This window comes from Bacillus sp. FMQ74, from assembly GCF_001875785.1.
In the GTDB taxonomy this organism is placed as follows: domain Bacteria; phylum Bacillota; class Bacilli; order Bacillales; family Bacillaceae; genus Bacillus; species Bacillus stercoris.
The window spans coordinates 266058-289305 of record NZ_MOEO01000001.1 but is presented as its reverse complement, the minus strand read 5'-3'; the positions used below and the strand labels follow the sequence as shown (position 1 = coordinate 289305).

29 protein-coding genes, 1 pseudogene and 1 riboswitch are annotated in these 23248 nt (G+C 44.6%); of the genes and pseudogenes, 12 read left to right on the top strand and 18 right to left on the bottom strand.

Annotation, left to right across the window (positions count from 1 at the left end):
* Positions 1 to 48: 48 nt before the first annotated feature.
* The 5 genes from cotV to cotZ all read left to right on the top strand — a co-directional run bounded on the left by cotV (position 49) and on the right by cotZ (position 2623).
* The gene (cotV, locus tag BLL41_RS01520; protein ID WP_071576540.1) at positions 49 to 435 is read left to right on the top strand and encodes a spore coat protein CotV; all 387 of its coding nucleotides are present in this window, start codon (positions 49 to 51) and stop codon (positions 433 to 435) included.
* A 41-nt stretch (positions 436 to 476) separates the two neighbouring features.
* Positions 477 to 794 carry a spore coat protein CotW gene (cotW, locus tag BLL41_RS01515; RefSeq protein ID WP_071576539.1) on the top strand — a complete coding sequence of 106 codons (318 nt, stop codon included), beginning with the start codon at positions 477 to 479 and terminating at the stop codon, positions 792 to 794.
* Between the two features lie 99 nt (positions 795 to 893).
* Complete coding sequence (cotX, locus tag BLL41_RS01510) at positions 894 to 1406, top strand: spore coat protein CotX (RefSeq protein ID WP_071576538.1); 513 nt, start codon at positions 894 to 896, stop codon at positions 1404 to 1406.
* A 151-nt stretch (positions 1407 to 1557) separates the two neighbouring features.
* Complete coding sequence (cotY, locus tag BLL41_RS01505; protein WP_014663553.1) at positions 1558 to 2046, top strand: spore coat protein CotY; 489 nt, start codon at positions 1558 to 1560, stop codon at positions 2044 to 2046.
* A gap of 127 nt (positions 2047 to 2173) precedes the next feature.
* Positions 2174 to 2623, top strand: a complete 450-nt coding sequence (gene cotZ / locus BLL41_RS01500; protein WP_014663552.1) for a spore coat protein CotZ — start codon at positions 2174 to 2176, stop codon at positions 2621 to 2623.
* A 92-nt stretch (positions 2624 to 2715) separates the two neighbouring features.
* Here the strand turns inward: cotZ and cotO are convergent, their stop codons facing one another.
* The 10 genes from cotO to BLL41_RS01450 form a co-directional block, all read right to left on the bottom strand.
* Positions 2716 to 3399: a spore coat protein CotO gene (cotO, locus tag BLL41_RS01495; RefSeq protein WP_083427896.1), complete on the bottom strand. Its 684-nt coding sequence runs from the start codon at positions 3397 to 3399 to the stop codon at positions 2716 to 2718.
* A 100-nt stretch (positions 3400 to 3499) separates the two neighbouring features.
* On the bottom strand, positions 3500 to 4276 hold the full coding sequence (fabI, locus tag BLL41_RS01490; RefSeq protein ID WP_003232896.1) for an enoyl-ACP reductase FabI: 777 nt from the start codon (positions 4274 to 4276) through the stop codon (positions 3500 to 3502).
* A gap of 135 nt (positions 4277 to 4411) precedes the next feature.
* Positions 4412 to 5227, bottom strand: a complete 816-nt coding sequence (gene thiD / locus BLL41_RS01485) for a bifunctional hydroxymethylpyrimidine kinase/phosphomethylpyrimidine kinase (RefSeq protein ID WP_071576536.1) — start codon at positions 5225 to 5227, stop codon at positions 4412 to 4414.
* A gap of 18 nt (positions 5228 to 5245) precedes the next feature.
* The gene (gene thiF, locus BLL41_RS01480) at positions 5246 to 6256 is read right to left on the bottom strand and encodes a thiazole biosynthesis adenylyltransferase ThiF (protein ID WP_071576535.1); all 1011 of its coding nucleotides are present in this window, start codon (positions 6254 to 6256) and stop codon (positions 5246 to 5248) included.
* The gene (gene thiG, locus BLL41_RS01475; protein WP_083427895.1) at positions 6253 to 7023 is read right to left on the bottom strand and encodes a thiazole synthase; all 771 of its coding nucleotides are present in this window, start codon (positions 7021 to 7023) and stop codon (positions 6253 to 6255) included. The genes thiF and thiG overlap by 4 nt, the downstream gene beginning before the upstream one ends.
* The gene (thiS, locus tag BLL41_RS01470; RefSeq protein ID WP_083427926.1) at positions 7020 to 7220 is read right to left on the bottom strand and encodes a sulfur carrier protein ThiS; all 201 of its coding nucleotides are present in this window, start codon (positions 7218 to 7220) and stop codon (positions 7020 to 7022) included. The genes thiG and thiS overlap by 4 nt, the downstream gene beginning before the upstream one ends.
* Positions 7220 to 8329, bottom strand: a complete 1110-nt coding sequence (thiO, locus tag BLL41_RS01465) for a glycine oxidase ThiO (RefSeq protein ID WP_071576532.1) — start codon at positions 8327 to 8329, stop codon at positions 7220 to 7222. Before thiO ends, thiS begins: the two co-directional genes overlap by 1 nt.
* Entirely contained in the window at positions 8313 to 8930 is a 618-nt protein-coding gene (tenI, locus tag BLL41_RS01460) for a thiazole tautomerase TenI (protein WP_071576531.1), read from the bottom strand. Before tenI ends, thiO begins: the two co-directional genes overlap by 17 nt.
* Positions 8905 to 9615: a thiaminase II gene (tenA, locus tag BLL41_RS01455; RefSeq protein WP_071576530.1), complete on the bottom strand. Its 711-nt coding sequence runs from the start codon at positions 9613 to 9615 to the stop codon at positions 8905 to 8907. Before tenA ends, tenI begins: the two co-directional genes overlap by 26 nt.
* A gap of 79 nt (positions 9616 to 9694) precedes the next feature.
* Positions 9695 to 9803: riboswitch (TPP riboswitch) on the bottom strand.
* A 61-nt stretch (positions 9804 to 9864) separates the two neighbouring features.
* On the bottom strand, positions 9865 to 11709 hold the full coding sequence (locus tag BLL41_RS01450) for a monovalent cation:proton antiporter family protein (protein ID WP_071576529.1): 1845 nt from the start codon (positions 11707 to 11709) through the stop codon (positions 9865 to 9867).
* Positions 11710 to 11944: 235 nt separating this feature from the next.
* On the opposite strand from BLL41_RS01450, the gene prpE reads away from it, so the two are divergent.
* Positions 11945 to 12679 (top strand): bis(5'-nucleosyl)-tetraphosphatase PrpE, encoded by a 735-nt coding sequence (gene prpE, locus BLL41_RS01445; RefSeq protein WP_071576528.1) that lies wholly within the window; start codon positions 11945 to 11947, stop codon positions 12677 to 12679.
* Between the two features lie 12 nt (positions 12680 to 12691).
* On the opposite strand, the gene BLL41_RS01440 is transcribed toward prpE, so the two are convergent.
* From BLL41_RS01440 to BLL41_RS01425, 4 genes are read right to left on the bottom strand one after another with little or no spacing between them, the layout of a single operon-like run.
* Positions 12692 to 13591 carry an RluA family pseudouridine synthase gene (locus BLL41_RS01440; RefSeq protein ID WP_071576527.1) on the bottom strand — a complete coding sequence of 300 codons (900 nt, stop codon included), beginning with the start codon at positions 13589 to 13591 and terminating at the stop codon, positions 12692 to 12694.
* Positions 13592 to 13605: 14 nt separating this feature from the next.
* Positions 13606 to 14406 (bottom strand): NAD kinase, encoded by an 801-nt coding sequence (locus BLL41_RS01435; protein WP_003232918.1) that lies wholly within the window; start codon positions 14404 to 14406, stop codon positions 13606 to 13608.
* 18 nt (positions 14407 to 14424) lie between these two features.
* Entirely contained in the window at positions 14425 to 15060 is a 636-nt protein-coding gene (yjbM, locus tag BLL41_RS01430; protein WP_071576526.1) for a GTP diphosphokinase, read from the bottom strand.
* Positions 15061 to 15088: 28 nt separating this feature from the next.
* Entirely contained in the window at positions 15089 to 15457 is a 369-nt protein-coding gene (locus tag BLL41_RS01425) for a UPF0738 family protein (RefSeq protein ID WP_071576525.1), read from the bottom strand.
* A gap of 123 nt (positions 15458 to 15580) precedes the next feature.
* On the opposite strand from BLL41_RS01425, the gene BLL41_RS01420 reads away from it, so the two are divergent.
* From BLL41_RS01420 to BLL41_RS01395, 5 genes are all read left to right on the top strand, one after another.
* A complete protein-coding gene (locus BLL41_RS01420) occupies positions 15581 to 16153 on the top strand; it encodes a CYTH domain-containing protein (protein WP_071576524.1) in 573 nt (190 codons plus the stop codon).
* Between the two features lie 14 nt (positions 16154 to 16167).
* Complete coding sequence (gene cwlQ / locus BLL41_RS01415; protein WP_071576523.1) at positions 16168 to 16902, top strand: bifunctional muramidase/murein lytic transglycosylase; 735 nt, start codon at positions 16168 to 16170, stop codon at positions 16900 to 16902.
* 250 nt (positions 16903 to 17152) lie between these two features.
* Positions 17153 to 17551: a globin domain-containing protein gene (locus BLL41_RS01410; RefSeq protein ID WP_003232928.1), complete on the top strand. Its 399-nt coding sequence runs from the start codon at positions 17153 to 17155 to the stop codon at positions 17549 to 17551.
* Entirely contained in the window at positions 17548 to 18447 is a 900-nt protein-coding gene (gene spxH / locus BLL41_RS01405; protein ID WP_041521296.1) for a protease adaptor protein SpxH, read from the top strand. Before BLL41_RS01410 ends, spxH begins: the two co-directional genes overlap by 4 nt.
* 313 nt (positions 18448 to 18760) lie before the next feature.
* Complete coding sequence (locus BLL41_RS01395) at positions 18761 to 18928, top strand: hypothetical protein (protein ID WP_071576521.1); 168 nt, start codon at positions 18761 to 18763, stop codon at positions 18926 to 18928.
* A 38-nt stretch (positions 18929 to 18966) separates the two neighbouring features.
* On the opposite strand, the gene pepF is transcribed toward BLL41_RS01395, so the two are convergent.
* Together pepF and BLL41_RS01385 are read right to left on the bottom strand one after the other, a co-directional pair.
* Complete coding sequence (gene pepF / locus BLL41_RS01390; RefSeq protein WP_168780813.1) at positions 18967 to 20796, bottom strand: oligoendopeptidase F; 1830 nt, start codon at positions 20794 to 20796, stop codon at positions 18967 to 18969.
* A gap of 229 nt (positions 20797 to 21025) precedes the next feature.
* Positions 21026 to 22147, bottom strand: a complete 1122-nt coding sequence (locus BLL41_RS01385) for a competence protein CoiA (RefSeq protein ID WP_445605241.1) — start codon at positions 22145 to 22147, stop codon at positions 21026 to 21028.
* Between the two features lie 73 nt (positions 22148 to 22220).
* Between BLL41_RS01385 and BLL41_RS23260 the strand changes: the two are divergent.
* Positions 22221 to 22341: pseudogene (locus tag BLL41_RS23260) on the top strand (hypothetical protein).
* Here the strand turns inward: BLL41_RS23260 and mecA are convergent.
* On the bottom strand, positions 22336 to 22992 hold the full coding sequence (gene mecA / locus BLL41_RS01380; protein ID WP_003232942.1) for an adaptor protein MecA: 657 nt from the start codon (positions 22990 to 22992) through the stop codon (positions 22336 to 22338). The pseudogene BLL41_RS23260 and the gene mecA sit on opposite strands and share 6 nt — an antisense overlap.
* The gene (locus BLL41_RS22480; RefSeq protein ID WP_141770187.1) at positions 22959 to 23099 is read right to left on the bottom strand and encodes a hypothetical protein; all 141 of its coding nucleotides are present in this window, start codon (positions 23097 to 23099) and stop codon (positions 22959 to 22961) included. The genes mecA and BLL41_RS22480 overlap by 34 nt, the downstream gene beginning before the upstream one ends.
* Positions 23100 to 23248: the final 149 nt, after the last annotated feature.

Here is a 23248-nt window from a genome sequence, read left to right as displayed (position 1 = left end):
CACCCCATTTGCATTATATAGAGTATGGATAAGAAAGGAGTGAAGGTTATGTCATTTGAAGAAAAAATCGAATCCCTGCACCCTGCAATATTTGAGCAATTATCAAGCGAATTCGAACAGCAGATCGAAGTGATTGATTGCGAAAATATCACAATAGATACGTCACATATAACATCTGCCCTTTCTATACAAGCCTTTGTGACAACCATGATTATCGTGGCGACTCAGCTCGTCATCGCCGACGAGGATTTGGCTGACGCAGTGGCAAGTGAAATTCTTATTCTCGATAGCTCCCAAATCAAAAAAAGAACCATCATTAAAATTATCAACAGCCGCAACATCAAAATTACTTTGTCTGCCGACGAGATAATAACCTTTGTACAAATCTTGCTTCAGGTGTTAAACAGCATTCTCAGTGAACTTGACGTCCTTTAACCCTTTCTTTTTCACAAACTTAAAAGACGAGGTGAAAACAAATGTCAGATAATGATAAATTCAAAGAAGAGCTTGCGAAGCTTCCAGAAGTTGATCCAATGACGAAATTGCTGGTCCAAAATATATTTTCTAAACATGGTGTGACGAAAGACAAAATGAAAAAAGTATCAGACGAAGAAAAAGAAATGCTCTTGAATCTTGTAAAAGACTTACAAGCTAAATCGCAAGCGCTAGTAGAAAACCAAAAGAAGAAAAAAGAAGAAGCAGCCAAGCAAGAGCAAAAGAACGAAAAACCGCTAAGCCGCAGAGAGCAGCTCATTGAACAGCTCAGACAAAGACGGAAAAACGATAACAATTAGCCAATCATAAAAAAATAGGGTTCTTCATCAGGATATATGACTCAGTCAAAATAAGAGGCTCGCTCATTTAATAACAGTAAAAGAAAAGGAGGAATAGATATGGAAAGCAGACCATATTCTTGGGTTGCACTTGATCCTGACTGTGACCATCCGTTAGAGCACAAAGAGAAAGAAAAAGAAGAAAGAAAATGCAATTGCGATATTTGCTGCAATAACAATGGTTTTTTTGGCAACGACAACGCCTTCATCGACCAAGATCTAGCTCAAGCAAATCTCAACAAACAAGTCTCAGATGAGACGATTATTATTAGAGACTCTTGTGACATCAACGTTTCATCAACAGACGTTCAAGCCGTAACATCAGTTGTAACAGCACTTAATGCCGCAGTCGTAACGGCTACTCTGACATCCATTGCAGACGGCGTAATTGCCGAATTAGTCGCACAAGATTTGTTACAGCTTACAGCCAACAAACAAGTAAATCGCCAAAAACTTCTCATCGAATGCTCCCGCGGCGTAAATGTCACAACAGTAGATGCTGATATCGCAACCCTTATCTCTACAGCAACAAATACCCTCATAGCCATCCTAGTTATTACTCTTGTCCTCTAGGACCTAAAAGCAGAGCCAAAAACGCTCTGCTTTTTCTTATTTTCCAAGCATATGATGAATATATAGACGTTCACCCACACCAAGTGGGGCACGGGTACATATGTTGTTAAGGACTAAAGTCAAATACCCTATAAAGAAGGAGCTGAAATCAATGAGCTGCGGAAAAACCCATGGCCGGCATGAGAACTGTGTATGCGATGCAGTGGAAAAGATTTTAGCAGAGCAGGAGGCAGTTGAGGAACAGTGTCCGACTGGCTGCTATACAAACCTTTTGAATCCGACAATTGCAGGTAAAGACACAATTCCGTTTCTCTTGTTTGATAAAAAAGGCGGATTGTTCTCCACATTCGGAAACGTGGGGGGATTTGTGGATGATATGCAATGCTTTGAGTCCATTTTCTTCCGCGTTGAAAAATTATGTGATTGCTGTGCAACCCTGTCTATTCTACGCCCGGTCGATGTTAAAGGCGATACCTTAAGTGTTTGCCACCCGTGTGACCCGGATTTCTTCGGGCTAGAAAAAACGGATTTCTGCATAGAAGTGGATCTCGGATGCTTCTGTGCGATTCAGTGCCTGTCACCAGAGCTAGTTGACAGAACATCCCCTAACAGAGAGAAGAAGCATCATCACAATGGATAAACACTTGTAAAGAGGAATCCCCTTCCAAACTCTATTACAGGTGTAAATCATTCAGCTGCTTCCAGTGAGAGGCAGCTGACTCTCCATCATTTCGCCAGTCTCAAATTTATAAGGCAGGAGGGATAATATGAGCCAGAAAACATCATGCTGCGTGCGTGAAGCTATAGAAAATATTGAAGAACTGCAAAACGCTGTTGAAGAGGATTGCCCGACAAGCTGCCATTCAAAGCTTTTGTCACCAACCCATTCGCTAGGCGATACAGTGCCTTTCGTGCTATTTACATCAAAATCAAATCCTTTGGTCGCTTTCGGAAATGTCGGCGAACTCGATAACGGCCCTTGCTTTAATACAGTATTTTTCAGAGTAGAAAAAGTTCATGACAGCTGCGCAACTCTGTCATTATTAATCGCATTCGACGAACACAAACACATTTTGGACTTCACCGATAAAGATACGGTTTGTGAAGTGTTCAGACTTGAAAAAACGAACTACTGTATTGAAGTAGACTTAGACTGCTTCTGCGCAGTCAACTGCTTAAATCCTCGATTAATCAATCGTACACATCATCATCATTAATCATAAGCTGGAAAAGCTTGCAGGCCTGCAGGCTTTTCTCTATGTAAAAAAGCTGTCCGGGAACATCAGCCGGGCAGCTTTTTTCTTTTTCATTAAAAACCGAGCGGGTGCAAAGAGGTAATTTCATCGATTGCCAGCTCGGTCGGAGCTCCGTTTCCGGTTGTTCGAAGCAGGACGGAATCATTTCTTCTTCCGACAATCACGCCTCTGTACGTTCTTCCATTGGCTTCAATCAAACAAAGCGCTCTCGGCATGTTATGAGGCAGCTTTGTTAAAAAGTCAATTTTTTCGTGGATCGTCATCTTGCTCATCGGTTTTTTCACTTTTCGTGCTGGCGGTGCTTTCTCCTCCGCTTTATCAGCACTATGGACAGCTTCCGGTTCTTTATCAGGTTTTCGGGCCTCAAGTGCAGGCTCTTCCTTTTTTTCTGCTTTCGGGGGCTCGTGTTCGACGGTTTCTTCTATGGCCTGCGGCTCTGCTTTCTCCTCCAGCTGGTTCTTTATGTTCTCTGGCTCCCTCACTTCTTGTGTTTGCTGACTCACTGGTTCAGCTGCAGGCTTTTGGTCTGTTTGCAGGACATCTTGTGCCACGGCTTCCTCCTGCTGCTTCTCATGGTAAGCCGGCTTTTCCTCAGCTTTTGGCGGAGCAGGTTTGTCGGCCTTTCTTTTGATGACAATCTCCTGCATGGATGACCTTGTAGTTTCTGCATAATCCGGCTGAACAATATACATGAGCGGTTTTTTATCCGCGTTTCTTTTCTTATTAGACATCTTCATCCCTCCGATTGTGTCATATTCTATCTATATGACAGAAAGCTGAAAATCAGAAGAAATAAAAAAGCAATCCCTATTCGGGATTGCTTGATATAGATCCTGCTTAGCGGGCAGTGATATGGAAACCTGAATCAACGTGAAGATTTTCACCTGTAATCCCGCGGGACATATCGCTGAATAAGAACGCAGCTGTATCGCCCACTTCTTCAGGGGTTGTCGTGCGGCGAAGCGGCGCACGCTCCTCGATATCTTTTAAAATGGAGTTGAAATCGCTGATGCCTTTAGCAGATAATGTTCTGATCGGACCGGCAGAAATGCTGTTAACGCGGATATTTTCTTTTCCTAAGTCAGCAGCTAAGTATTTCACACTTGCATCAAGAGAAGCTTTTGCTACACCCATGACGTTGTAGTTTGGCATCACAAGCTCTCCGCCAAGGTACGTCAAAGTGACAATGCTGCCGCCTTCAGTCATCATCGGACGTGCCGCTTTAACAACAGCAGTCAAAGAATATGAGCTGATGTTATGAGCCAAAAGGAAGCCGTCACGATTGGTGTTTAAGTATTCGCCAACAAGCTCTTCTTTGTTGGCAAACGCGATACAATGCGCGATACCGTGGATTACACCGACCTGCTCCTTAATGCTTGCGAAGCAAGTTTCGATTTCTGCGTCGTTTGTTACATCGCAAGGAAGGATGATGGAATCGTTGCGGTCTAACGTTCCGGCAAGCTCATGAACAGATTTCTCCAAGCGTTCGCCTGCATATGTGAAAATCAAACGTGCACCCGCTTCATGTAAGGAGCGCGCAATGCCCCACGCGATACTGCGTTTGTTGGCTACCCCCATCACAACAATGTTGCGGCCTTCAAGTGAAAAATTCATATGTATAAAGCCTCCTATATTTAATAAAGACATAGTATTAGTACCTGATCTTAATTCCTATCATATCATAACCTTGTCCAGATGAAAAGCGCATACCGCAGCAAACGCGAAAGAGATCACCATCAGCTGGTGATCTCATCGGCTTGTTTTTAAGCTGTTTCGTTTAAAAGCGAAATGGTTTGTCGGCCCGTGTCCCGATCCGATGCCGAGTGTATTTTCCACCGCTTCACGGACAAAGTTGGCCGCAACCTCAAATGCCTGATGGATGCTGTCTCCTTTAGCCGTTTGGGCCGTTAAAGCCGCAGCAAAGGTGCAGCCCGTGCCATGCGTATGCTCCGTATCAATATATGGATGGGTGATTTGCATAAACATGCTGCCATCAAAAAGAAGGTCAGTAATGTGATTGTCCTCAGGCTGATGCCCGCCTTTGATAATGACATGCCGCGCACCCATCTTGACGAGCTGCTCCGCTGCTTTTTTCCGGTCATCCAGTGAGCTGATTGTCATTCCTGTCAGCGTTTCTGCTTCCGGGACATTCGGCGTAATTGCGTAGCTTCTTGGAATGAGCAACTCCTTTAAGGTGGCAACTGATTCATCACGCAGCAAGGATGCCCCGCCCTTTGCAATCATAACCGGATCGACAATTACACGATTGAATCCGTACTCGTCTATTTTTCTCGCCACTTCTTCAATCATGTCGGCATTCCAGAGCATTCCCGTTTTTATTGCGTCCGGTCTTAAATCCTCAGCAACAGCATCAATTTGCTGTCTCAACGCCTCTACACTCAGCGGATGCACCCCATGGACGCCAAGCGTATTTTGAGCGGTTACCGCCGTAATCGCAGACATTCCGAATACATCAAGCTCTTGAAAGGTTTTAATATCTGCCTGTATCCCTGCGCCGCCGCCTGAATCGGATCCGGCGATTGTCAATGCTTTATATATACTCATTACACTACACTCCTTTTATTACCCGATCCATGTATGATAAATGGATTTTGCCCGGGCAATATCATTCGTTCCATGGATCAAAGCTCTGCCGTCCCGGAACAGCACCATTTTCATATCTTCCGAGCGGCAGGAAATCAAATACGGGTTCGCGGCTACTTCAAGCCCGGCCTGTCTCAGCTGACCGGCAAGCACTTCAAGATCCGCTTCTTTTGTAATGGATGATCTGATCTGCACCGTGTTCCTGCCGCACAATACAGCTGCTTTTGTTTGGTTTTCATATGACAAAAACGGAAAATCCTTTGTGCCGCAGCTTGGGCATGCGTCATGTTTGAGACTCGCCGCTCTCACTTCTGACCGCTCGTTTTTCCACAAGTCAAAGGAGCGCAGCACCGGCTCGCACTCCTCTCCCGCCAGCAGCTTCAGCGCATCTGTTACTTGAAAGACTGCTACCTGCAAAACAGCCGGACTGATGATGCCGGCTGTGTCACACGTTGCTCCGCCAATCGGAAGTGTATCGAGCAAGCAATGCAGGCAAGGGGTAGATCCCGGCACCACGGTAAAGGTGAGGCCGTAGCTCCCTACACAGGCACCGTAAAGAAAAGGAATCCCTTCTTTTACCGCAGCATCATTTACGATTAGGCGGGTTTCAAAATTATCAGCCGCATCCACAATGATCGATGCATCCCTAATCAGCTCGAAGATATTTTCTGCTGTCACATCCATGACAAGGCCAGTAACATCAACATCGCTGTTAATCGAACGGAGACGGCGCTCCGCAGCGGCTGCTTTCGGCATTTCTTTTTTGACATCATCTTCTGTATAAAGCTGCTGGCGCTGGAGGTTGCTCCATTCAACATAATCTCTGTCGGCAATTTTCACAGAGCCGACTCCCGCTCTCACCAGCATTTCTGCACTGGCTGTTCCGAGCGCGCCGGCGCCTATAATCACGGCGCGCGCTTCTTTTAATTTTTTCTGGCCGGATGGGCCGATCGGAGCAAACAGCTCCTGCCTTGAATACCTGTCCGTCATACAGGAATACCTTCTCCCGGACTGCTTGCCGTTCCGTATTGCTTAAGCGGAATTCGGCCCGCCTCATAAGAAAGGCGTCCTGCTTCCACCGCGAGCTTCATGGCACGAGCCATTTTCACAGGATCGTTTGCGCCTGATACAGCCGTATTGAGAAGCACGCCATCCGCTCCAAGCTCCATTGCATATGCCGCATCTTTAGGCGAACCGATCCCCGCATCCACGATGACCGGCACTTTCGCCTGTTCAATAATAAATGACAGATTCAAAGGATTTAAGATTCCTTGTCCCGATCCAATCGGAGATGCACCCGGCATGATGGCATGGACGCCAAGCTCTTCCAGCTTTCTCGCCAGCACAACGTCATCCGACGTGTACGGGAGCACAATAAAGCCCTCTTCAAGAAGCTGTTCAGACGCTTTTAATGTCTCAACAGGGTCAGGCAGCAAGGAACGGCTGCATCCGATGACTTCAACTTTAATCATGTCACAAAGGCCTGACGCTTTCGCCAGCCGTGCAATTCGAACCGCTTCTTCTGCAGTGCTGGCGCCCGCTGTATTCGGCAGAAGCGTATATCGGGATAAATCAAGCTGTTCCAAAAAATTCGGCTGAGATGCTTCAAATATGTTCATTCTTCGCACAGCAAAGGTTAAAATATCAGACTCGGAAACAGCTACTGCTTCCTTTTGAGTTTCAAACGATGGGTATTTCCCCGTGCCCAGCAGCAATCTTGATTGAAATGTTTTTCCGCCAATTGTTAACATGCTCATCCGCCTCCTACAAAATGGACAATTTCAATGACATCGCGATCACAAAGCTCAACCTCGTGATAGCGTTCTTTACCAATTATTTCTTTATTTCTTTCCACGATAACGATTTTATTTTCGAGCTGATAAGACGCCAGCAGGTCTTGAATTGTACCTGCTTCTTTTTCCCACTTCACGTCTTTACCGTTCAGCTGTAGCATCATATCTGAACCGCCTCCTTGCGATCAATTCGGAATGCGTGCAGCCAGTCTTGGTTGACCTCTTTGTTCATAATGAGATCACTGATCAAAGCGCCAGTTGCGGGAGCAAGCAGGATCCCATTTCTGAAATGGCCCGCCGCAAATAAAATACGGCTGTCCTCAGGATGTCTGCCGATGTACGGTTTTCCATCCTTTGTTCCCGGTCGGAGTCCCGCCCAAAAACGATCCACCTTCATATTTTGTATAGCCGGCAGCATCGTTTTCGCTTTTTTCATAACCGATTCCAATCCGCCAAGATCAGGTGTTTCACTCCAGTCCCCAGGCTTCATTGTCGCGCCGACAACCAGTCTTCCGCTTTTTCTCGGTACGATATAGCAATGGTCATGGTAAAGTGTTTTTGTCAGCTGGATATCATCATTCCAAACGGACAGGCACTCCCCTTTTACAGGGAAAAAAGCATTGTTCAGTCCGAGCTGTTTAAAAAACATCCCGCTCCACACCCCGCTGGCAACGACAACATGATTAGCCCATACTTCTCCGCTCGGGGTCTTGATGGACAGGGCTTCACCGTCACGTTCGACATGCAGGACGGGAGTATGCTCAAAAATCTCCGCCCCAAGCTTTTTCGCTGCTTTCGCATATGCCTTGCAAACGTAATAAGGCTCAACATGCACATCATCCTGAATAAAAGATGCACCAAAGATGTCTCCTGACGCATACGGCTCTTTTTCTAAAACCTCTTCTTTTGAATACCAGCTGACAGATTTCAAATCGTCCATCTGTCTCAGCTGCAGCACATCTTCTTCAGAAAATGCAAGCTTAAACATACCGCCGTTATGCTGCCTGATATCCACACCGGATAATGCATACAACTCTTCTCCAAGACCTTTGTACAGACGCTGGCTGTGCATGGCGAAATCAAAAAACGCGTCACGTTCATCACATTCGGCATGGGCGCCCAGCATTCCGGCAGCGGCACTTGTCGTTCTGCCGCCCATTGTTCCGCTTTCAAATAATGCGGTGCTTTTGTTTTCCTTTGCCAAATGATAAGCAATCGCGGAACCGATCATTCCGCCTCCAATCACCACTGCTTCATAATGCCTTTTCATAGCGCATCTCCTTTAGCTTGCGGGAATATCGTCTGGCTGCTTCTAAGGGCTCAGCGGAAGAGAATATTCCTGACATGACAGCGATTCCGTCTGCCCCTGCTTGTTTTACGTCTCTTAACCTTTCCGGTGTCATCCCCCCGATGGCTATGACCGGGATGGAAATCCGCTGTTTGATATCTGACAGCAAAGATACTCCTCTGCCTTCAAGACCCTTTTTGCAATCCGTTTCAAACACATGACCGAACAGCACGTAGTCTGCGTCTTCCTTTTCTGCTTGAACCGCTTCCTCCAGTGAATGCACCGACCTCCCGATATGAAGGTGTGGAAATCTGGCTCTGACCTGCTTCGGTGAAAAGCTGCCGCTTGGCAGCTGCACGCGATGAATAGTAGAAAAAAGTGCAATATCCACGCGCCCGTTCATCACCAGTTTTCGTTTATCTATACCGCCTTCAAAAATAAGCTCGAGCAGTTTCAAAATATCCGCCGCCGATTTTGAGCGTTCCCGAATATGAATAAAATCAACTTCATTCTGAATCGTAATGATGGTTCTCGCTAGCTCTTCTACCGGCTTGCAGTTATCCGTTATGGCGTGAAGCTCCACATTCCTCCACCTCTTTTATGGCGCTGTCAGACCAGCCTTCTTTTCGATAAGCCATTCCCCAAAATTGATATTCATAGAAGCTGGAGATGACAAAATTCTCTTTCATCTTGGCACACACTTCCTCCGTGCTGTTTTCCGCCAGCTCCTCAAAGCGGTTGATTTGCTCCTCAACCTGTTGTCTAAACCAGTCACCGCCGTACGTCCCAATCCACTTTTGATAAATCGGATGCCCAGGATCGCAATGCAGCAATTTCTCACCAACCTCGTAATAAAGCCAGTAGCATGGCAGGAGGGCCGCTAAAATTTCTGCGAAATTCCCGCTCAAAACCGAACGGTACATATGGGATGTATAAGAGTACGCAGTAGGAGACGGCTTAAACGCCTTACGCTCTTCCTCGCTGATTTCCAACAGCTCGGCAAACTCGCGATGAAGCGCCATTTCCGCCTCATATGTACCTTGGGCATGGCTTGCCATCCGCCCCGTTGTATAAAGGTCCTTCGCATAAGCGGCGCCAAATGACTGCACCTTTGCAAAATGCGTTAAGTAATAGGAATCCTGAAGCACATAGTATTTAAAACGGTCAATCGGAAGCGTTCCGTCACCGATTCCTTGAACGAACGGATGGACAAAGCTCCCTTCCCACCATTCTGCGGCTGCGCTGCGGCATTCTTCTGAAAACTTCACAAATCATTCCCCCTCTGATAAATAAAAAAACCACTTTCCCGCAAGGAAAAGTGGTTTGGAATTGGCATAGTAAAATAACACAAATACCGCTCCACTTCCCTACGCAGGTCTGAACCTGTTCAAGTTATGAGGGTCTAAAAGTCACACTTTTATCTCAGCCCTTATGAAGGACACCCCTAGTGGTTATACGAATACATATTGAATTGTTCTGCACCTCTATATTAACACGAATCCTTATTTGGTCAAGGTTTATCCTTCCAATGTTTTCTTAAGATCCGATACATACCCTCGAGATCCGGTGACAATTAAGCGGTCTCCCAGTTTCAGCCTTGTATCCCCATGAGGAACAATGCTGTCCACACCTCTGAAAATCCTGACAAAGATGACGTCGCCGGTTAAAGGGAATTCCCGTAAAATCACACCGTCGTATTTACTGTTCTCCATATTTATTTGATACAGTGAAGACTCCTGGTTCGTGAGCAGCTTCATGACGCCAGGCGCTTCAATCAGTGCGCGAAGCAGCGTTTTTGTCGACAGCAGAATAGAAAAGATGCTGATTCCCTGCTCCTTCAGAACTGCTTCATGCTCCGGTGATCCTACGCTTGCAATGACTCTTTCTGTGCCTTTTTCTTTTGCAAGTAATGCAATGTCTGCATTCATATCTTCATTCCCGGTCGCCACAACGAGGATATCCGTTTCAAAAATACTGAGTGATTCAAGCGTCTCGTGTTCATAGTCAGAAATTGTTTCAACAGCAAACACTGATTCTGACAGCTTTTCCTCCGCATTCTCTTGATAGACGTGTACAACACGCACGTCATACTCTTCCTCTGGCAATTCAAGTGTGACAGGCAAAGTCATTTGATTGGCGCCGATGAACGTAATCGTCTTTTTCTCCTCCGGCTGCTCTTCCCGTTTGTATAACTTTTTAAAACAGATCGGCGTAAAAATACTTGCGATGACGGCTACTAAAATTAGCGCTCCGGACATATTTGCGCTGATCACGTGAAGCTGCTGGCCGATTGTTGCAGCGGCAATCACGAGCGAAAGCGTTGATGTCAGCAGGAAACCCGACGCGAAAATGGTTCGGTTATCATACCACTTCTTTAGGTACATGACAGGAATGATTTTGCTGACTAACAGCGCCAGCAGCAGAAGCGGGATCATGATTAAAATTGTTTTATCCTGGAAAAGAGTCCAAATATCAAGCTTCACACCGACCATCACAAAGAAAATCGGTATTAAGAACCCATAACCGAATGAGTCCAGCTGCTGAACAAGTTCTTTGTTTGGCGAAAGCAGGGAAACAAGAACCCCTGCTAAGAAAGCGCCGAGAATATTTTCCGCCCCAAGTGATTCAGACAGGGCAACGAGTACAATAATTAACGTAAAAATGGCACGCGTCCCGATCTGGATCGTCCCTTTTGACATGGATTGAACAAAAGAGCGATGTTTGAAGACCCGGCCGAAAAAGTAAAGCACCACTCCAGCCGCAAACAGAATCATCAGGAGCCACATGTTTCCGCTGTCCTCTCCGTATAAAGAAGAAAAAACAGCAAGAAGAATCATCGTAGCCAAATCAGCAATAACAGCAACGAGCAAAATAATCTGCCCGATATTCGAATTCATGATCCGTTCTTCTTTTAATGTTGGAACGACAACGCCTAACGAAATCGTTGAAATAATAAGGGTCATCAAAAATGCATTTTGAATAAATCCGGCCAAGACGAACCCATAGGACAGCAGCAATGATAAAATAAAAATACCGACGAAAATAATAGATGCCGCAGCAAACGTATTAGGCGCTTCCTTGCCGTTCGGCAGGAGCTGCTTTTTCTTCCCTTTCTCAAAAGATGAAAAATCAATTTCAAGCCCGCTTAAAAACATTAAAAAGATAAATCCGAGCATAGAGAGTGTTTGGAGCCAAGTGTCACCCTCCACAACTAAATTAAGGCCGCTTTTCCCAATAATCAGCCCCATAATGATTTCAGCAACAACAACCGGGATGCTGAGTTTAAACCGATGCAAAAGGATGGGTGTCAAAAATGCAACGATAAGTACAACAACTAAAGATGCGACAGATGTATGCGCCATAATCAGAACCTCCTTTTTTAAGTCAGGGTTATGCTAGTTCTCACTCAAAGAACAAAACCTCATTTTTAAAAAACATAACGCGATTTTAACAAGGGTGATGATGAAAAATAAAGTGATAAGGTCTTAATCCTGTTTAGAAAATGATTCTTCTTCTATAATTTGCACATAAAAGCTTGTGATGACTCACAACACTTTGCTTCATAATAAATAAAACAATCGGTAAGGAGGATACCGCATGGCTTACGATATCATCAGCGATATTCATGGCTGCTATGACGAAATGACTGCATTAATCCAAAAGCTAGGCTATACAATCAAAAATGGAGTACCTGTCCACGAAGAAGGCAGGGTGCTTGTTTTTGCCGGAGATTTAACTGACAGAGGACCCAAATCGATAGAGGTCATCCGATTTGTAGCCAGCGCTTACGAAAAAGGCGCTGTACGTTATGTCCCGGGAAACCATTGCAATAAGCTGTACCGCTATTTAAAAGGAAATCCAGTAAAAGTGATGCATGGGCTCGAAACAACAGCGGCAGAGCTTGAGGAACTTTCCAAAGATGAGAGAAAATCAGTCAGCGAACAGTTTATGAAGCTGTACGAAACAGCACCGCTTTACGACATCTTACATAATGGAGAATTAGTTGTCGCCCATGCTGGCATAAGAGCTGACGATATTGGCAAATATACACGCAGAGTGAAGGACTTTGTGCTTTACGGTGATGTGACGGGTGAAACATATCCGGACGGCAGACCCGTCAGACGAGATTGGGCGGCAGCCTATAACGGAAAGGCTTGGGTGGTATACGGTCATACACCTGTGAAAGAGCCTCGAAAGGTCAATCGCACCATCAACATTGATACAGGCTGCGTGTTCGGAAATAAACTGACAGGCTTTCGCTTTCCAGAAATAGAAACCGTCTCTGTTCCAAGCTCCCTGCCTTATGATGAATCAAGATTTCGCCCCATATAAAAAAGGAGAGAATCAATGATTCTCTCCTTTTATCAGTTTTCTCATATCCTGAGGCAATGAAACATGAAACGTCATGTTCTCCTGTGTCAGCGGATGGATAAACGAAAGATGCTCGCTGTGCAGAGCCTGCCTGCCAATGTCCCGTCTCGTTCCGCCGTACAGTGTATCGCCGCACAACGGATGCCCGAGATAACTCATATGAACACGAATTTGATGGGTTCGTCCAGTTTCAAGCTGCAACGTCACCGAGGTCATATCGTCATTTGCACATGTGACGTAAAAATGCGTAACAGCCTTCTGGCCGTCCGGCGTTACCGTCCGTTCAATTATACTGTCAGGATGTCTGCCGATCGGGGCATCGACTGTTCCCTCCATCTGCGCCATCCGCCCATGAACCACTGCCGCATACCGGCGTTTCACAAGTCCGTTTTTTTGTGCTGACGATAATATGGAGTGGGCAAATCGATGCTTGGCAACAAGCATCACTCCCGATGTATCCCGGTCTAGCCGGGTGACAAGATGAACTGTCGCCCTCACTCCGTTTTTTTGATAATGATCAATAATTCCATTGGCGATGCTGCCGAAGGGGTGCTCTCTCGAAGGGATTGATGACACATACGGCTGCTTGTTTATCACAAGCACATGTTCATCCTCATAAAGAATATCGAGCGGAACAGGCTCTGCCAGTAGCGTCTCGCTCACCTGTTCCTCAGGAAACTTCACAATAAGAAGATCTCCCTCTTTCAAAATGGCTTTAACCGTCACATGCTCACCGTTGATCAGCAAGTCTCCCCCGCCAAACTTAATATCGGTCAGCAGACGCTTCGAAATTCCGAGTTCACCGGCATATTCTTTTACAGTCATCCCGTCCTCGGCGGAAGTAATGTTCTTTCTGATATAAAAATGCTCCACGATACTTCCTCTTTCTATTCACCTTTTCCGATAAACGAATCCTGGACTCTTTTCCAAAATGGAAACGGACGGAATCTCGCAAACCGCACTTTTTCGGATGCAACCTGGCAGCGGATCGACTTCACATCCTTATGAAGAAGGGTTAAATGGTCAATCGTCACTTGAAAGTCAACTTCGTTTCTCGGCTTAATCATGCAATCATGATGGGATGGGAGAAGCAGAGGTGATCCGACCGTACGGAACACGCGGTTATTAATAGAAGCCATTTCCGCAAGCTGGATCGCCCTGATAGACGGATGGATAATCGCTCCGCCCAGCGCCTTATTGTAGGCTGTGCTGCCTGATGGTGTTGACAGGCAGAGGCCGTCGCCCCGGAAGGTTTCAAAGAGCTGCCCCTTGATTTCCACATCAGCAACAAGGCTTCCTTCTATGCTTTTAATCGTACATTCATTCAAGGCTAAGTATCTTTCTTCCCGCTCGTTTTCGTGATAGGTCACAATGACTTCGAGAAGCGGATATTCAACAGTATGATACGGTGTTTTCGCAATCGCGAGAACAAGTTTTTCAATTTCATGAGGAACCCAGTCGGCATAAAATCCCAGATGACCTGTGTGAACACCGACAAATGCTGTTTTGTCCAAGCGGTCGCTGTATCGGTGAAAAGCATACAAAAGCGTTCCGTCGCCTCCGACTGATATGACGATTTCCGGTTCATTTTCATCCAGTTCCATATCAAAATCCAATAAATACGCCTGTATTTTGCTTTTCAGCGTATCAGAAACTTGATCTCCTTTTGATGATACGGCAAATTTCATGCTCTTCTTCCCCTTTACCTATTGTTGCTCGCTTCCTTTTTTCTTTCTTGAAAAGGCAGCTTGAGCTTCCTGTACTTCACCCCTGATCTCCGACATCTCTTCATCAAGCCGGGAAGCCGCTTCAGAAGCGCGCTGAAGTCTTAGTTTCACTTTTTCCGGAATGTTTCCGCTGTATTTATAATTCAATGAATGCTCAATGGTCGCCCAAAAATTCATCGCCAGTGTACGGATCTGTATTTCCACGAGAACATGCTTTTCGCCGGACACCGTCTGCAAAGGATACAGCACAACAAGATGATATGACCGGTATCCGCTCTCTTTATGTTCCGCAATATAATCCCTCTGATCCACAACGGTGAAATCTTTTCTGGCAAAAAGCATCTCTTTTACGATTTGGATGTCATCGACAAATTGGCACATGATTCTAAGGCCAGCGATATCCTGTATGGTTTCAATTTCATGCAGCGGTATGCTTTTCCGTCTCGCTTTTTCAAGTATGCTTGCCACAGGCTTGACGCGTCCGGTCACAAATTCGATCGGTGAATGGTCGTCCTCGTATTCATATAATGTGCGGATTCCCTTGAGCTTCACTTTCAACTCTTCGACAGCCTGGCGGTACGGCACTAAAAAACGCTCCCATTGTTTGTCATCCATCATACATCCCCCAATTCCGAACCAGTTTCTATAAAAACACGCGTTTCACTTTTTCTTCCATTTCTTCTCCATAGTTTGCGTTGTCTTTTATATTTTCTAAAAGATATTCCAGCTCCTCATGCAGGCCTGCCAGTTCAATCGTTTGGTCTCCTGCCTCTAATAGGACCGGCATTTTTTGTGCATAGGCCTGCTTCAATTCCGGCCATACATGTTCCTTTATAATGACATATTCAAAAGAATCAGCTAATTCAAGTATGTATACAAAAGCAAAGTGGTCAGAATCAACAAGCATTTGACCTGACGGCTTGCGTACTGCTTCGTCTCCTTCTGTCTGACAGGCAAGGCGAAGCTGATCATCCGATAATGTTGCATTTAAAATTTCGATTCTGTTTTGCATAATGCTCTCCTTTTTAAACAAAGTACAGATTCATTTTATCATATCAAGCTCGATATTGATAAACCAAACATCTAAAGAGATAATAGTAAAAATAAGATTTACAGGGCGGAAAGGAAGAGCATCATGACCCAAGAAATTGAAATCGAATTTAAAAACATGCTAACCAAACAAGAATTCAAAAACATAACAGCGGCACTCCAGCTGACAGAAAAAGATTTTACAGATCAAAAGAATCATTATTTTGATACAGACAGCTTCGCGCTGAAACAAAAACATGCTGCGCTTCGTATTCGCAGAAAAAACGGAAAGTATGTCCTTACATTAAAGGAGCCGGCTGATGTGGGGCTTCTGGAAACGCACCAGCAGCTTTCAGAGGTATCAGATCTCGCTGCATTTTCAGTTCCCGAGGGCCCTGTGAAGGACCAGCTGCACAAGCTTCAGATCGATACGGATGCCATTCAATACTTTGGATCTTTAGCAACAAACCGTGCGGAAAAAGAAACAGAAAAAGGCTTAATAGTTTTAGACCACAGCCGATATTTAAATAAAGAGGACTATGAAATTGAATTTGAGGCGGCGGATTGGCATGAGGGCAGACAAGCCTTCGAAAAACTGCTTCAGCAATTCAACATTCCTCAGCGCGAAACCAAAAATAAAATTCTGCGTTTTTATGAAGAAAAACGAAAGTCTATATAAGGTGGAATGACATCGTGAATGTAACGAATTGGGCAGCTTTACTTCAGCTTCAGGCACTACAGTCCATATCTAATGCACGCAGCAGCTCGGACACTCAGAATACGGAAAGCCCGCTTTCAAGTTTTAGCTCTTTGCTCAGCCAATATACAAACGGTCTGGCATCTCAGCAATCAGCACCTTCTTCATCGCCAAGCCCGCTCAGCATGCTGAACAGCGCGAATACAACAGCGCCGTCACTGCTTTCATCGTATGGGCTTAACTCATATACAAGCAGCAATTCAGGTACAATCACAAAAGCGGCAGAAAGCACCGCAACAGTTGCTGCAGATTCAGCTTCAAACAAACGAGAAGCAAATCAGATCAGTTCGGGAGACTTCTCCGTTGACAGTGCGATTAAAAACGCCGCTGATAAATATGGCGTCGATGAAAAACTGATTCGTGCCATCATCAAGCAGGAATCAGGCTTTAATGCAAAAGCGGTCAGCGGAGCAGGTGCGATGGGCCTCATGCAGCTGATGCCATCAACAGCACGCTCACTAGGCGTTTCCAACCCGCTTGATCCGCAGCAAAATGTGGAGGGCGGAACGAAATATTTAAAACAAATGTTGGATAAATACGACGGCAATGTGTCTATGGCATTAGCGGCTTACAATGCCGGACCGGGGAATGTTGACCGGTACGGAGGCATTCCTCCTTTCCAAGAAACGCAAAACTATGTAAAAAAAATAACTTCAGCTTATTACGCGTAACCAGAGGGCTCCCCCTCTGGTTTTTTTGCGAAGTGAAATCTTACGCATTCCTGATTTTTATGTGATATGATATGAAATACAAACCCGGCTGTCAGCCGAAATTAGTCATCATACGCAAAAAAGGCAGTTTGTTTGTAGAAATGATGCCTTGTTGCTAAAATAAACCTAGATGAAACAATGAAATACAGAAAATTACTTTTTGCAATAGGATTTATGATTCCTATTAGCCATATTTAAAGGAGTAGTCAACATGGGACAATCGTTTAACGCACCTTATGAAGCGATTGGAGAGGAACTTCTATCGCAACTTGTTGATACTTTTTATGAGCGTGTCGCGTCTCATCCTTTGCTGAAGCCAATTTTTCCGAGCGATTTGACAGAAACCGCCAGGAAACAGAAGCAATTCTTAACTCAGTATTTAGGCGGGCCTCCTCTTTATACTGAGGAACACGGCCATCCTATGCTCAGAGCAAGGCATCTTCCCTTTCCAATTACAAACGAGAGAGCTGATGCGTGGCTCAGCTGTATGAAGGACGCAATGGACCATGTAGGGCTGGAGGGCGAAATTCGCGAGTTTTTGTTTGGCCGGCTGGAGTTGACAGCAAGGCATATGGTGAATCAAACGGAAGCGGAGGATCGATCATCTTGACAAACTATCAGCATGAGCTATACTTCGCCCATTGCCACGGTCATCCAAAAAAACCGCTTGAGATTTATATGTTTGTAGACCCTTTATGTCCTGAATGCTGGTCCTTAGAGCCCGTCATCAAAAAGCTGAAAATCAGATACGGACGTTTTTTCACCTTACGCATTATCGCTTCCGCAAGCCTTACCGCTTTAAATAAAAAGCGAAAAAAGCATCTTCTCGCAGAAGCATGGGAAAAGATCGCGAGCCGCTCAGGCATGTCGTGTGACGGCAATCTCTGGTTCGAGCAAGATCAGCCGCTTTCATCACCTTATATGGCTGCTCTCGCTTTTAAAGCAGCCGAATTGCAAGGAAGAAAAGCCGGCATGCAATTTCTCAGAAATATGCAGGAGAGCCTATTTGTTTCAAAGAAAAACATCACCGATGAAAACGTGCTTTTGGAGATTGCTGAAAATACAAGTCTCGATCTTGAAGAATTCAAAAAAGATCTGCATTCTCAAAGCGCGGTCAAGGCGCTTCAATGTGACATGAAAATTGCTGCTGAGATGGATGTTTCTGTTAATCCGACACTGACGTTTTTCAATACGCAGCATGAGGATGAAGGGCTTAAAGTTCCTGGCAGCTACTCATACGATGTATATGAAGAAATTTTATTTGAGATGCTTGGCGACGAGCCGAAGCCGTCGGAAACACCGCCTTTAGAATGTTTTATTGAATATTTCCGCTTCGTTGCCTCGAAGGAAATTGCTCTTGTATATGACCTGAGCCTTGAAGAAGTAGAAAAAGAAATGAAAAAACTGGCGTTTGCTAAAAAGGTTGCCAAAGTGGAAGCCAAACACGGAATGTTTTGGAAGTCTCTCAGCACTTATTCTGATGAATATCAATCATGTGAAAAATAGCCGCAGGCGTGCATATGCTTGAGGCTGTTTTTTTACGCTATAACCAAACGTATGTTCCGTTTTTAGCACTAAAGAAACCGCGCCGGGATAAGCGCGGTTTCATATGTCTTAACGACAACAAAGGGGATGGGAGAAATTTTTCACGGTCAAACAAAGGGGTAATGTTTGTTTGTGATCAATTTCACATCCTTATGATAACAAAAGATGTCGACTTTTGACAACCTCTATGCTTAATGTTCATATTTTTGTCACAAAACATAACAGAGTGCATTTACTCATATCCTTATAAGGAAAAAGGACGAGGAGGACCGCCATGATGTCTACTTTGATCTCAATTGCGTGCATTGCCGTTTTTTTCTGTCTGAATATCTTAGGCATGATGCATATGCTGCCGCTTTATATTACCTCTCCTCTGCTGTTTCTGTCTATTTTGTTTACCCTCTACCGCTTGAATCACCGGAAAACCTTTAAAGGGTTTTAAAAAAAGCCTGTGCGTCATTTCCGCACAGGCTTACTTTTTTAAGACTGCTTGACTTTCATCAGCAGCTCTTCCATTTCATCGAGTTTTTCTTCAAACATTTTGCAAGCAGCTTCAATTGGCTCTGGAGACGTCATATCAACGCCCGCTTTTTTCAGGACATCAATCGGGTATTGTGAGCTTCCCGCTTTAAGGAAGTCAATATAACGGTCAACCGCCGGCTTTCCTTCCTTCAAAATCTGGCTGCTTAATGCTTGGGCAGCGCTGTACCCTGTCGCATACTGATACACATAGTAATTGTAATAGAAATGCGGAATCCGCGACCATTCAAGACCGATTTCCTTATCAATCACCATGCCGTCTCCGAAATACTTTTTATTCAGATCGTAATAAACATTTGTCAGAAGCTCTGGTGTAAGCGGCTCGCCTTCTTGCGCCTTCGTATGGATCAGATGTTCAAACTCGGCAAACATCGTTTGTCTGAAGACCGTTCCCCTGAAGCCTTCAAGCATATGGTTGAGAATATATAAACGCTGTTTTTCATCCTCTAAATTATTCAGCAGATATTCGCCAAGGAGCGCTTCATTTGTCGTAGAAGCAACTTCCGCGACAAAGATGCTGTAATTGCCGTACGGATATGGCTGGTGCTTTCTCGTATAGTAGCTGTGTACGGAATGTCCAAACTCGTGCACGAGCGTAAAGAGATTATTGACGTTATCATGCCAGTTCATCAAAATATACGGATTCGTGCCATAAGCTCCTGATGAATAAGCGCCATTGCGTTTTCCTTTATTTTCATAAACGTCCACCCAGCGGTTTTCCAGTCCTTCTTTTAGGATAGAGGCATATTCCTCCCCTAAAGGTGCGAGGCCTTTCAGCATGTAATCTTTGGCTTCCTCGTATGTCACCTTCATCCCCGCATCCTTCACAAGCGGTGTATACAGATCATAGATATGCACTTCATCAAGCTCAAGCACTTTCTTTCTCAGCGCGATATAGCGGTGGAGAAGAGGCAAATGCTTATTAATCGTCTTCACGAGGTTATCGTATACTTCCTCAGGAATGCTGTTGTTAGAAAGCGCAGCCTCACGCGCTGACTTGTACTTTTTCACTCTCGCGTAGAAGTTGTCCTTTTTCACAGTGCCGCTTAGTGTCGTGGCCATTGTGTTTTTATATTGTCCGTACGTTTTATACACTGCGTCAAACGCATTTTTGCGGACTTCGCGGTTTTCACTTTCCAAGAAATTAATAAAGTTGCCGTGAGTGATCTGTTTTTCATTCCCGTCTTCGTCTTTAATGGACGGGAACGTAATATCTGCGTTATTTAACACGCTGAATGTATTTGAAGATGACCCTAATACCTCGGAAGCCTCAGCAAGCAGCGCCTCTTCCTTCTCGCTCAGCACATGCGGACGTTCTTTTGTAATCTCCTCAATCGCATGAGAGTACAGCTTTAATTCTTCTTTTTCAAGAATGAACTGCTGCAGTTTGTCTTCTTCTATGGATAAAATTTCCGGAACCAAATAAGCTGTCGCGCTTGCGGCCTGTGTATACAGGTTTCCCGCTTTGTCATTCAGCCCTTGGTAAAAGGAGTTCCCGGTATCTTGGTCAGAGCGCATATGCGCATATGTGTACAGCCTTCCCAGCCGCTCCATCACTTTATCTTGATACGTAAGAGCTTCGTATAAATGATCAGCTGAATCTGCCAGCTTTCCTTTATACTTAGATAAATTCGGAATTAATTCTTTTACAGCTTGAAATTCTTTATTCCAGGCCTCATCACTAGGAAAAATATCCTCAAGTCTCCATGTGTCTTCTGCCTTTACCTCACTTCTGTCAGGCAGTTGATTTGCTTTTTTTTCCTCAGCCATGGTGATCCCCCTCGTCTTCTTTGATTCAAGCCAATTGAAAAAGCAACTGTTTCTCAATAAACTTGTGTTGTGAATATCTTCCGGTTTTTCACTGCCTTTTGTCAAATCATATGCAGTAATGAAGAGAACGAATGCCAAAAAAGCAGTAAAAACACGAAAAACCTTTCCTTTTGTGCCGTTCACAGCCAGCCCACCACCTTTGTCTTAGGGTGAGCCAAATCAGACAAACTCATTCTATAAAACAGCTGCGGTCTCTTTCTATGAGATCCTGCATTGAGCGAATGCCATCTGCAGGCTGGTTCAGCACATATACTTCTTTCTGAGTCTCCCTTAAAAATCCCTTCTTGCACAAAAAATCAATATACTGTTTAACAGCTTCTGAAAGACACTCTTCGCTGCATTCGAATCTGAGTGCAATGTTCTTTTTATGAATGTGCAGTTTGCATTGCTGTAAAACGGCTGAAAAACGAATTGGCGCATGTTTCTCTCCAAGATCCGTGATAAACAGGTAAAGAAACCCCTGCCACACAAAAACCGGACTCTTAAAAACTGCCCCTTTTACAACAGGAACAAACACTTCAGTCGGCAGAAAAGAAAAGGACGTCTGCCGCTTCTCATAAAACAGCTGCTTAAGGCGATTTGTTTCCTTTGAGTTATACCGATGGGGTTTATGGCGAAAACGGTGAATCGCTTTCGTCCAGCCTGAATATTGAATTGGGGATTTCGATTTAGTGAAAAAAAGATCGTCTATACCTGCCCGATGGATAGGGATCGTTTGGACTGAGGAATAAGAATGGTTTGTGTAGAATGGAATGATGTGGCTGAGCCGAAGAAAAGAACGCCTTTCCGGACAATAAGATATCAGTTCTCTGTATGGATTTGCATTGATAAACTGCCAATGAAAAGCTGAAAGCTGATAAAAGGACGAAGCAGTCCGTTGTAAGCGGCTGTGTCCCATAATCCACTGCGGGATGATCCCTTCTTGTTTGAAGCCCTCTGTCCGCTTTTGAAAGACATCCGGACTGATAGTGGCACATTGATATTCAACTGCAACCATACGCTCCTTGATCCTTGCCATGATGTCCGGTCTTTGGTTGATTTCCCTTATATACGGTTCCAATATGGGAGAAGCCTTTTGCGTTTTCAGCCATACGTACAGCTGTCTTTTTCCTTCTAAATGGTAGGCGCTTTCCGGTTCTATGTCTATGGAGCAGGACTTGTTCTGTTTATGGGCGAAATGCGGCGCTTTTTGAAGTCCGAGCTTCACAGCAAGCTCTTCTCCGCATACCGGACAGAAGAATCGTTTCCGCTTTAATTTTTGGCTTTGCTGAGCGCCTAGAAGGTGAAACATTTGACCGTCTTCAGTCACAGCACTAAACAATTGTCACCTCTCCTTTCCAGATGAGGTATACTTTCTGGATAAATTGATCAACTCCTGTTCGCTGTATTTCCGCTTGTACGTATGTTTTTGATTTTTCACATCTCAAAATGGCATTTTAGTGTATAAAAAAAACCGATTTCCGGAAAGAAATCGGTTTGCTATGATGCAAAGTGTTTTTTTATCGTTTCTAGAGCATGCTCTGAAATAATCAGCTTGCCGTACTCTTCAAGACGGTGTATGCTGATTGAGGATTCATTTGCGTACTCCAGCAGGATGCTTAGCTGATTTTCAACCTCTTCATCAGTCATATTGCAAAAATCTACATATAAATAATATCGGTTCTCAAACGAATATAAAGTCGTTTTGCTTCCGTTAACGTTCAAATTAGATAGAGAAATAACATCCTCAAAATCGCCAAATCGCAAGACAAACTGAAGCTTTTGCTCCTTCTCTTCCTGATTGACGGCCTGCTCTTCTTTCTGGAAATCATCCAGCAAGGCGTCAAGGTCCTCAGATGCTGGTTCTTGCTTTTTATCCTCAGGAATCGGCAGTTCGAGCTTTTGTCCGTCTTTGGAAAGCTGGGCTTTTGTAACGATGATTTCTAATCCTTTGTCAAGTGCCTGAACTTGAATCCAAAGAGGGCCTTCCACAGCGAATTCCTCTTCTTCATGAACTTCATCCATGACTTCCCAGAACAGTTCTTCACTGCGCTCACGGTTATACCAAATTTCTTCTCTGTCAAAACCGCGATCTTCAATATCTCCGTAAGACATATAAAATTTTACTGTATGCTCGTTAATTCTTTCAATTTCCATTTGCCAACCTTCCCTTCTATATAAGATGTTGAAGGGACATCTAAGCTCCCGATTAATTGTACTTTACTACACTTTACCCATTCCGTCCACATCTTAACCTTATGCAAGGCCAGTGTGAATTCCTTTGTATTTCTATTTTATGATAAAACAGTCACAAAAGAAATAAAAATGCACCTTCGCCTAAAAAACGGCAGTTCAGGCTGCAGATATCATAAAATACGGCCTGTCTCATATAGTAGTAGTACAAGCGAAGGAC

Excerpts from the sequence above, each read along its gene's own strand:
- cotV (WP_071576540.1), top strand. The coding sequence starts at position 49 with ATGTCATTTGAAGAAAAAATCGAATCCCTGCACCCTGCAATATTTGAG.
- cotW (WP_071576539.1), top strand. The coding sequence starts at position 477 with ATGTCAGATAATGATAAATTCAAAGAAGAGCTTGCGAAGCTTCCAGAA.
- cotX (WP_071576538.1), top strand. The coding sequence starts at position 894 with ATGGAAAGCAGACCATATTCTTGGGTTGCACTTGATCCTGACTGTGAC.
- cotY (WP_014663553.1), top strand. The coding sequence starts at position 1,558 with ATGAGCTGCGGAAAAACCCATGGCCGGCATGAGAACTGTGTATGCGAT.
- cotZ (WP_014663552.1), top strand. The coding sequence starts at position 2,174 with ATGAGCCAGAAAACATCATGCTGCGTGCGTGAAGCTATAGAAAATATT.
- cotO (WP_083427896.1), bottom strand. The coding sequence starts at position 3,399 with ATGAAGATGTCTAATAAGAAAAGAAACGCGGATAAAAAACCGCTCATG.
- fabI (WP_003232896.1), bottom strand. The coding sequence starts at position 4,276 with ATGAATTTTTCACTTGAAGGCCGCAACATTGTTGTGATGGGGGTAGCC.
- thiD (WP_071576536.1), bottom strand. The coding sequence starts at position 5,227 with ATGAGTATATATAAAGCATTGACAATCGCCGGATCCGATTCAGGCGGC.
- thiF (WP_071576535.1), bottom strand. The coding sequence starts at position 6,256 with ATGACGGACAGGTATTCAAGGCAGGAGCTGTTTGCTCCGATCGGCCCA.
- thiG (WP_083427895.1), bottom strand. The coding sequence starts at position 7,023 with ATGAGCATGTTAACAATTGGCGGAAAAACATTTCAATCAAGATTGCTG.
- thiS (WP_083427926.1), bottom strand. The coding sequence starts at position 7,220 with ATGCTACAGCTGAACGGTAAAGACGTGAAGTGGGAAAAAGAAGCAGGT.
- thiO (WP_071576532.1), bottom strand. The coding sequence starts at position 8,329 with ATGAAAAGGCATTATGAAGCAGTGGTGATTGGAGGCGGAATGATCGGT.
- BLL41_RS01450 (WP_071576529.1), bottom strand. The coding sequence starts at position 11,709 with ATGGCGCATACATCTGTCGCATCTTTAGTTGTTGTACTTATCGTTGCA.
- prpE (WP_071576528.1), top strand. The coding sequence starts at position 11,945 with ATGGCTTACGATATCATCAGCGATATTCATGGCTGCTATGACGAAATG.
- BLL41_RS01435 (WP_003232918.1), bottom strand. The coding sequence starts at position 14,406 with ATGAAATTTGCCGTATCATCAAAAGGAGATCAAGTTTCTGATACGCTG.
- yjbM (WP_071576526.1), bottom strand. The coding sequence starts at position 15,060 with ATGGATGACAAACAATGGGAGCGTTTTTTAGTGCCGTACCGCCAGGCT.
- BLL41_RS01425 (WP_071576525.1), bottom strand. The coding sequence starts at position 15,457 with ATGCAAAACAGAATCGAAATTTTAAATGCAACATTATCGGATGATCAG.
- BLL41_RS01420 (WP_071576524.1), top strand. The coding sequence starts at position 15,581 with ATGACCCAAGAAATTGAAATCGAATTTAAAAACATGCTAACCAAACAA.
- BLL41_RS01410 (WP_003232928.1), top strand. The coding sequence starts at position 17,153 with ATGGGACAATCGTTTAACGCACCTTATGAAGCGATTGGAGAGGAACTT.
- BLL41_RS01395 (WP_071576521.1), top strand. The coding sequence starts at position 18,761 with ATGATGTCTACTTTGATCTCAATTGCGTGCATTGCCGTTTTTTTCTGT.
- pepF (WP_168780813.1), bottom strand. The coding sequence starts at position 20,796 with ATGGCTGAGGAAAAAAAAGCAAATCAACTGCCTGACAGAAGTGAGGTA.
- BLL41_RS01385 (WP_445605241.1), bottom strand. The coding sequence starts at position 22,147 with ATGTTTCACCTTCTAGGCGCTCAGCAAAGCCAAAAATTAAAGCGGAAA.
- mecA (WP_003232942.1), bottom strand. The coding sequence starts at position 22,992 with ATGGAAATTGAAAGAATTAACGAGCATACAGTAAAATTTTATATGTCT.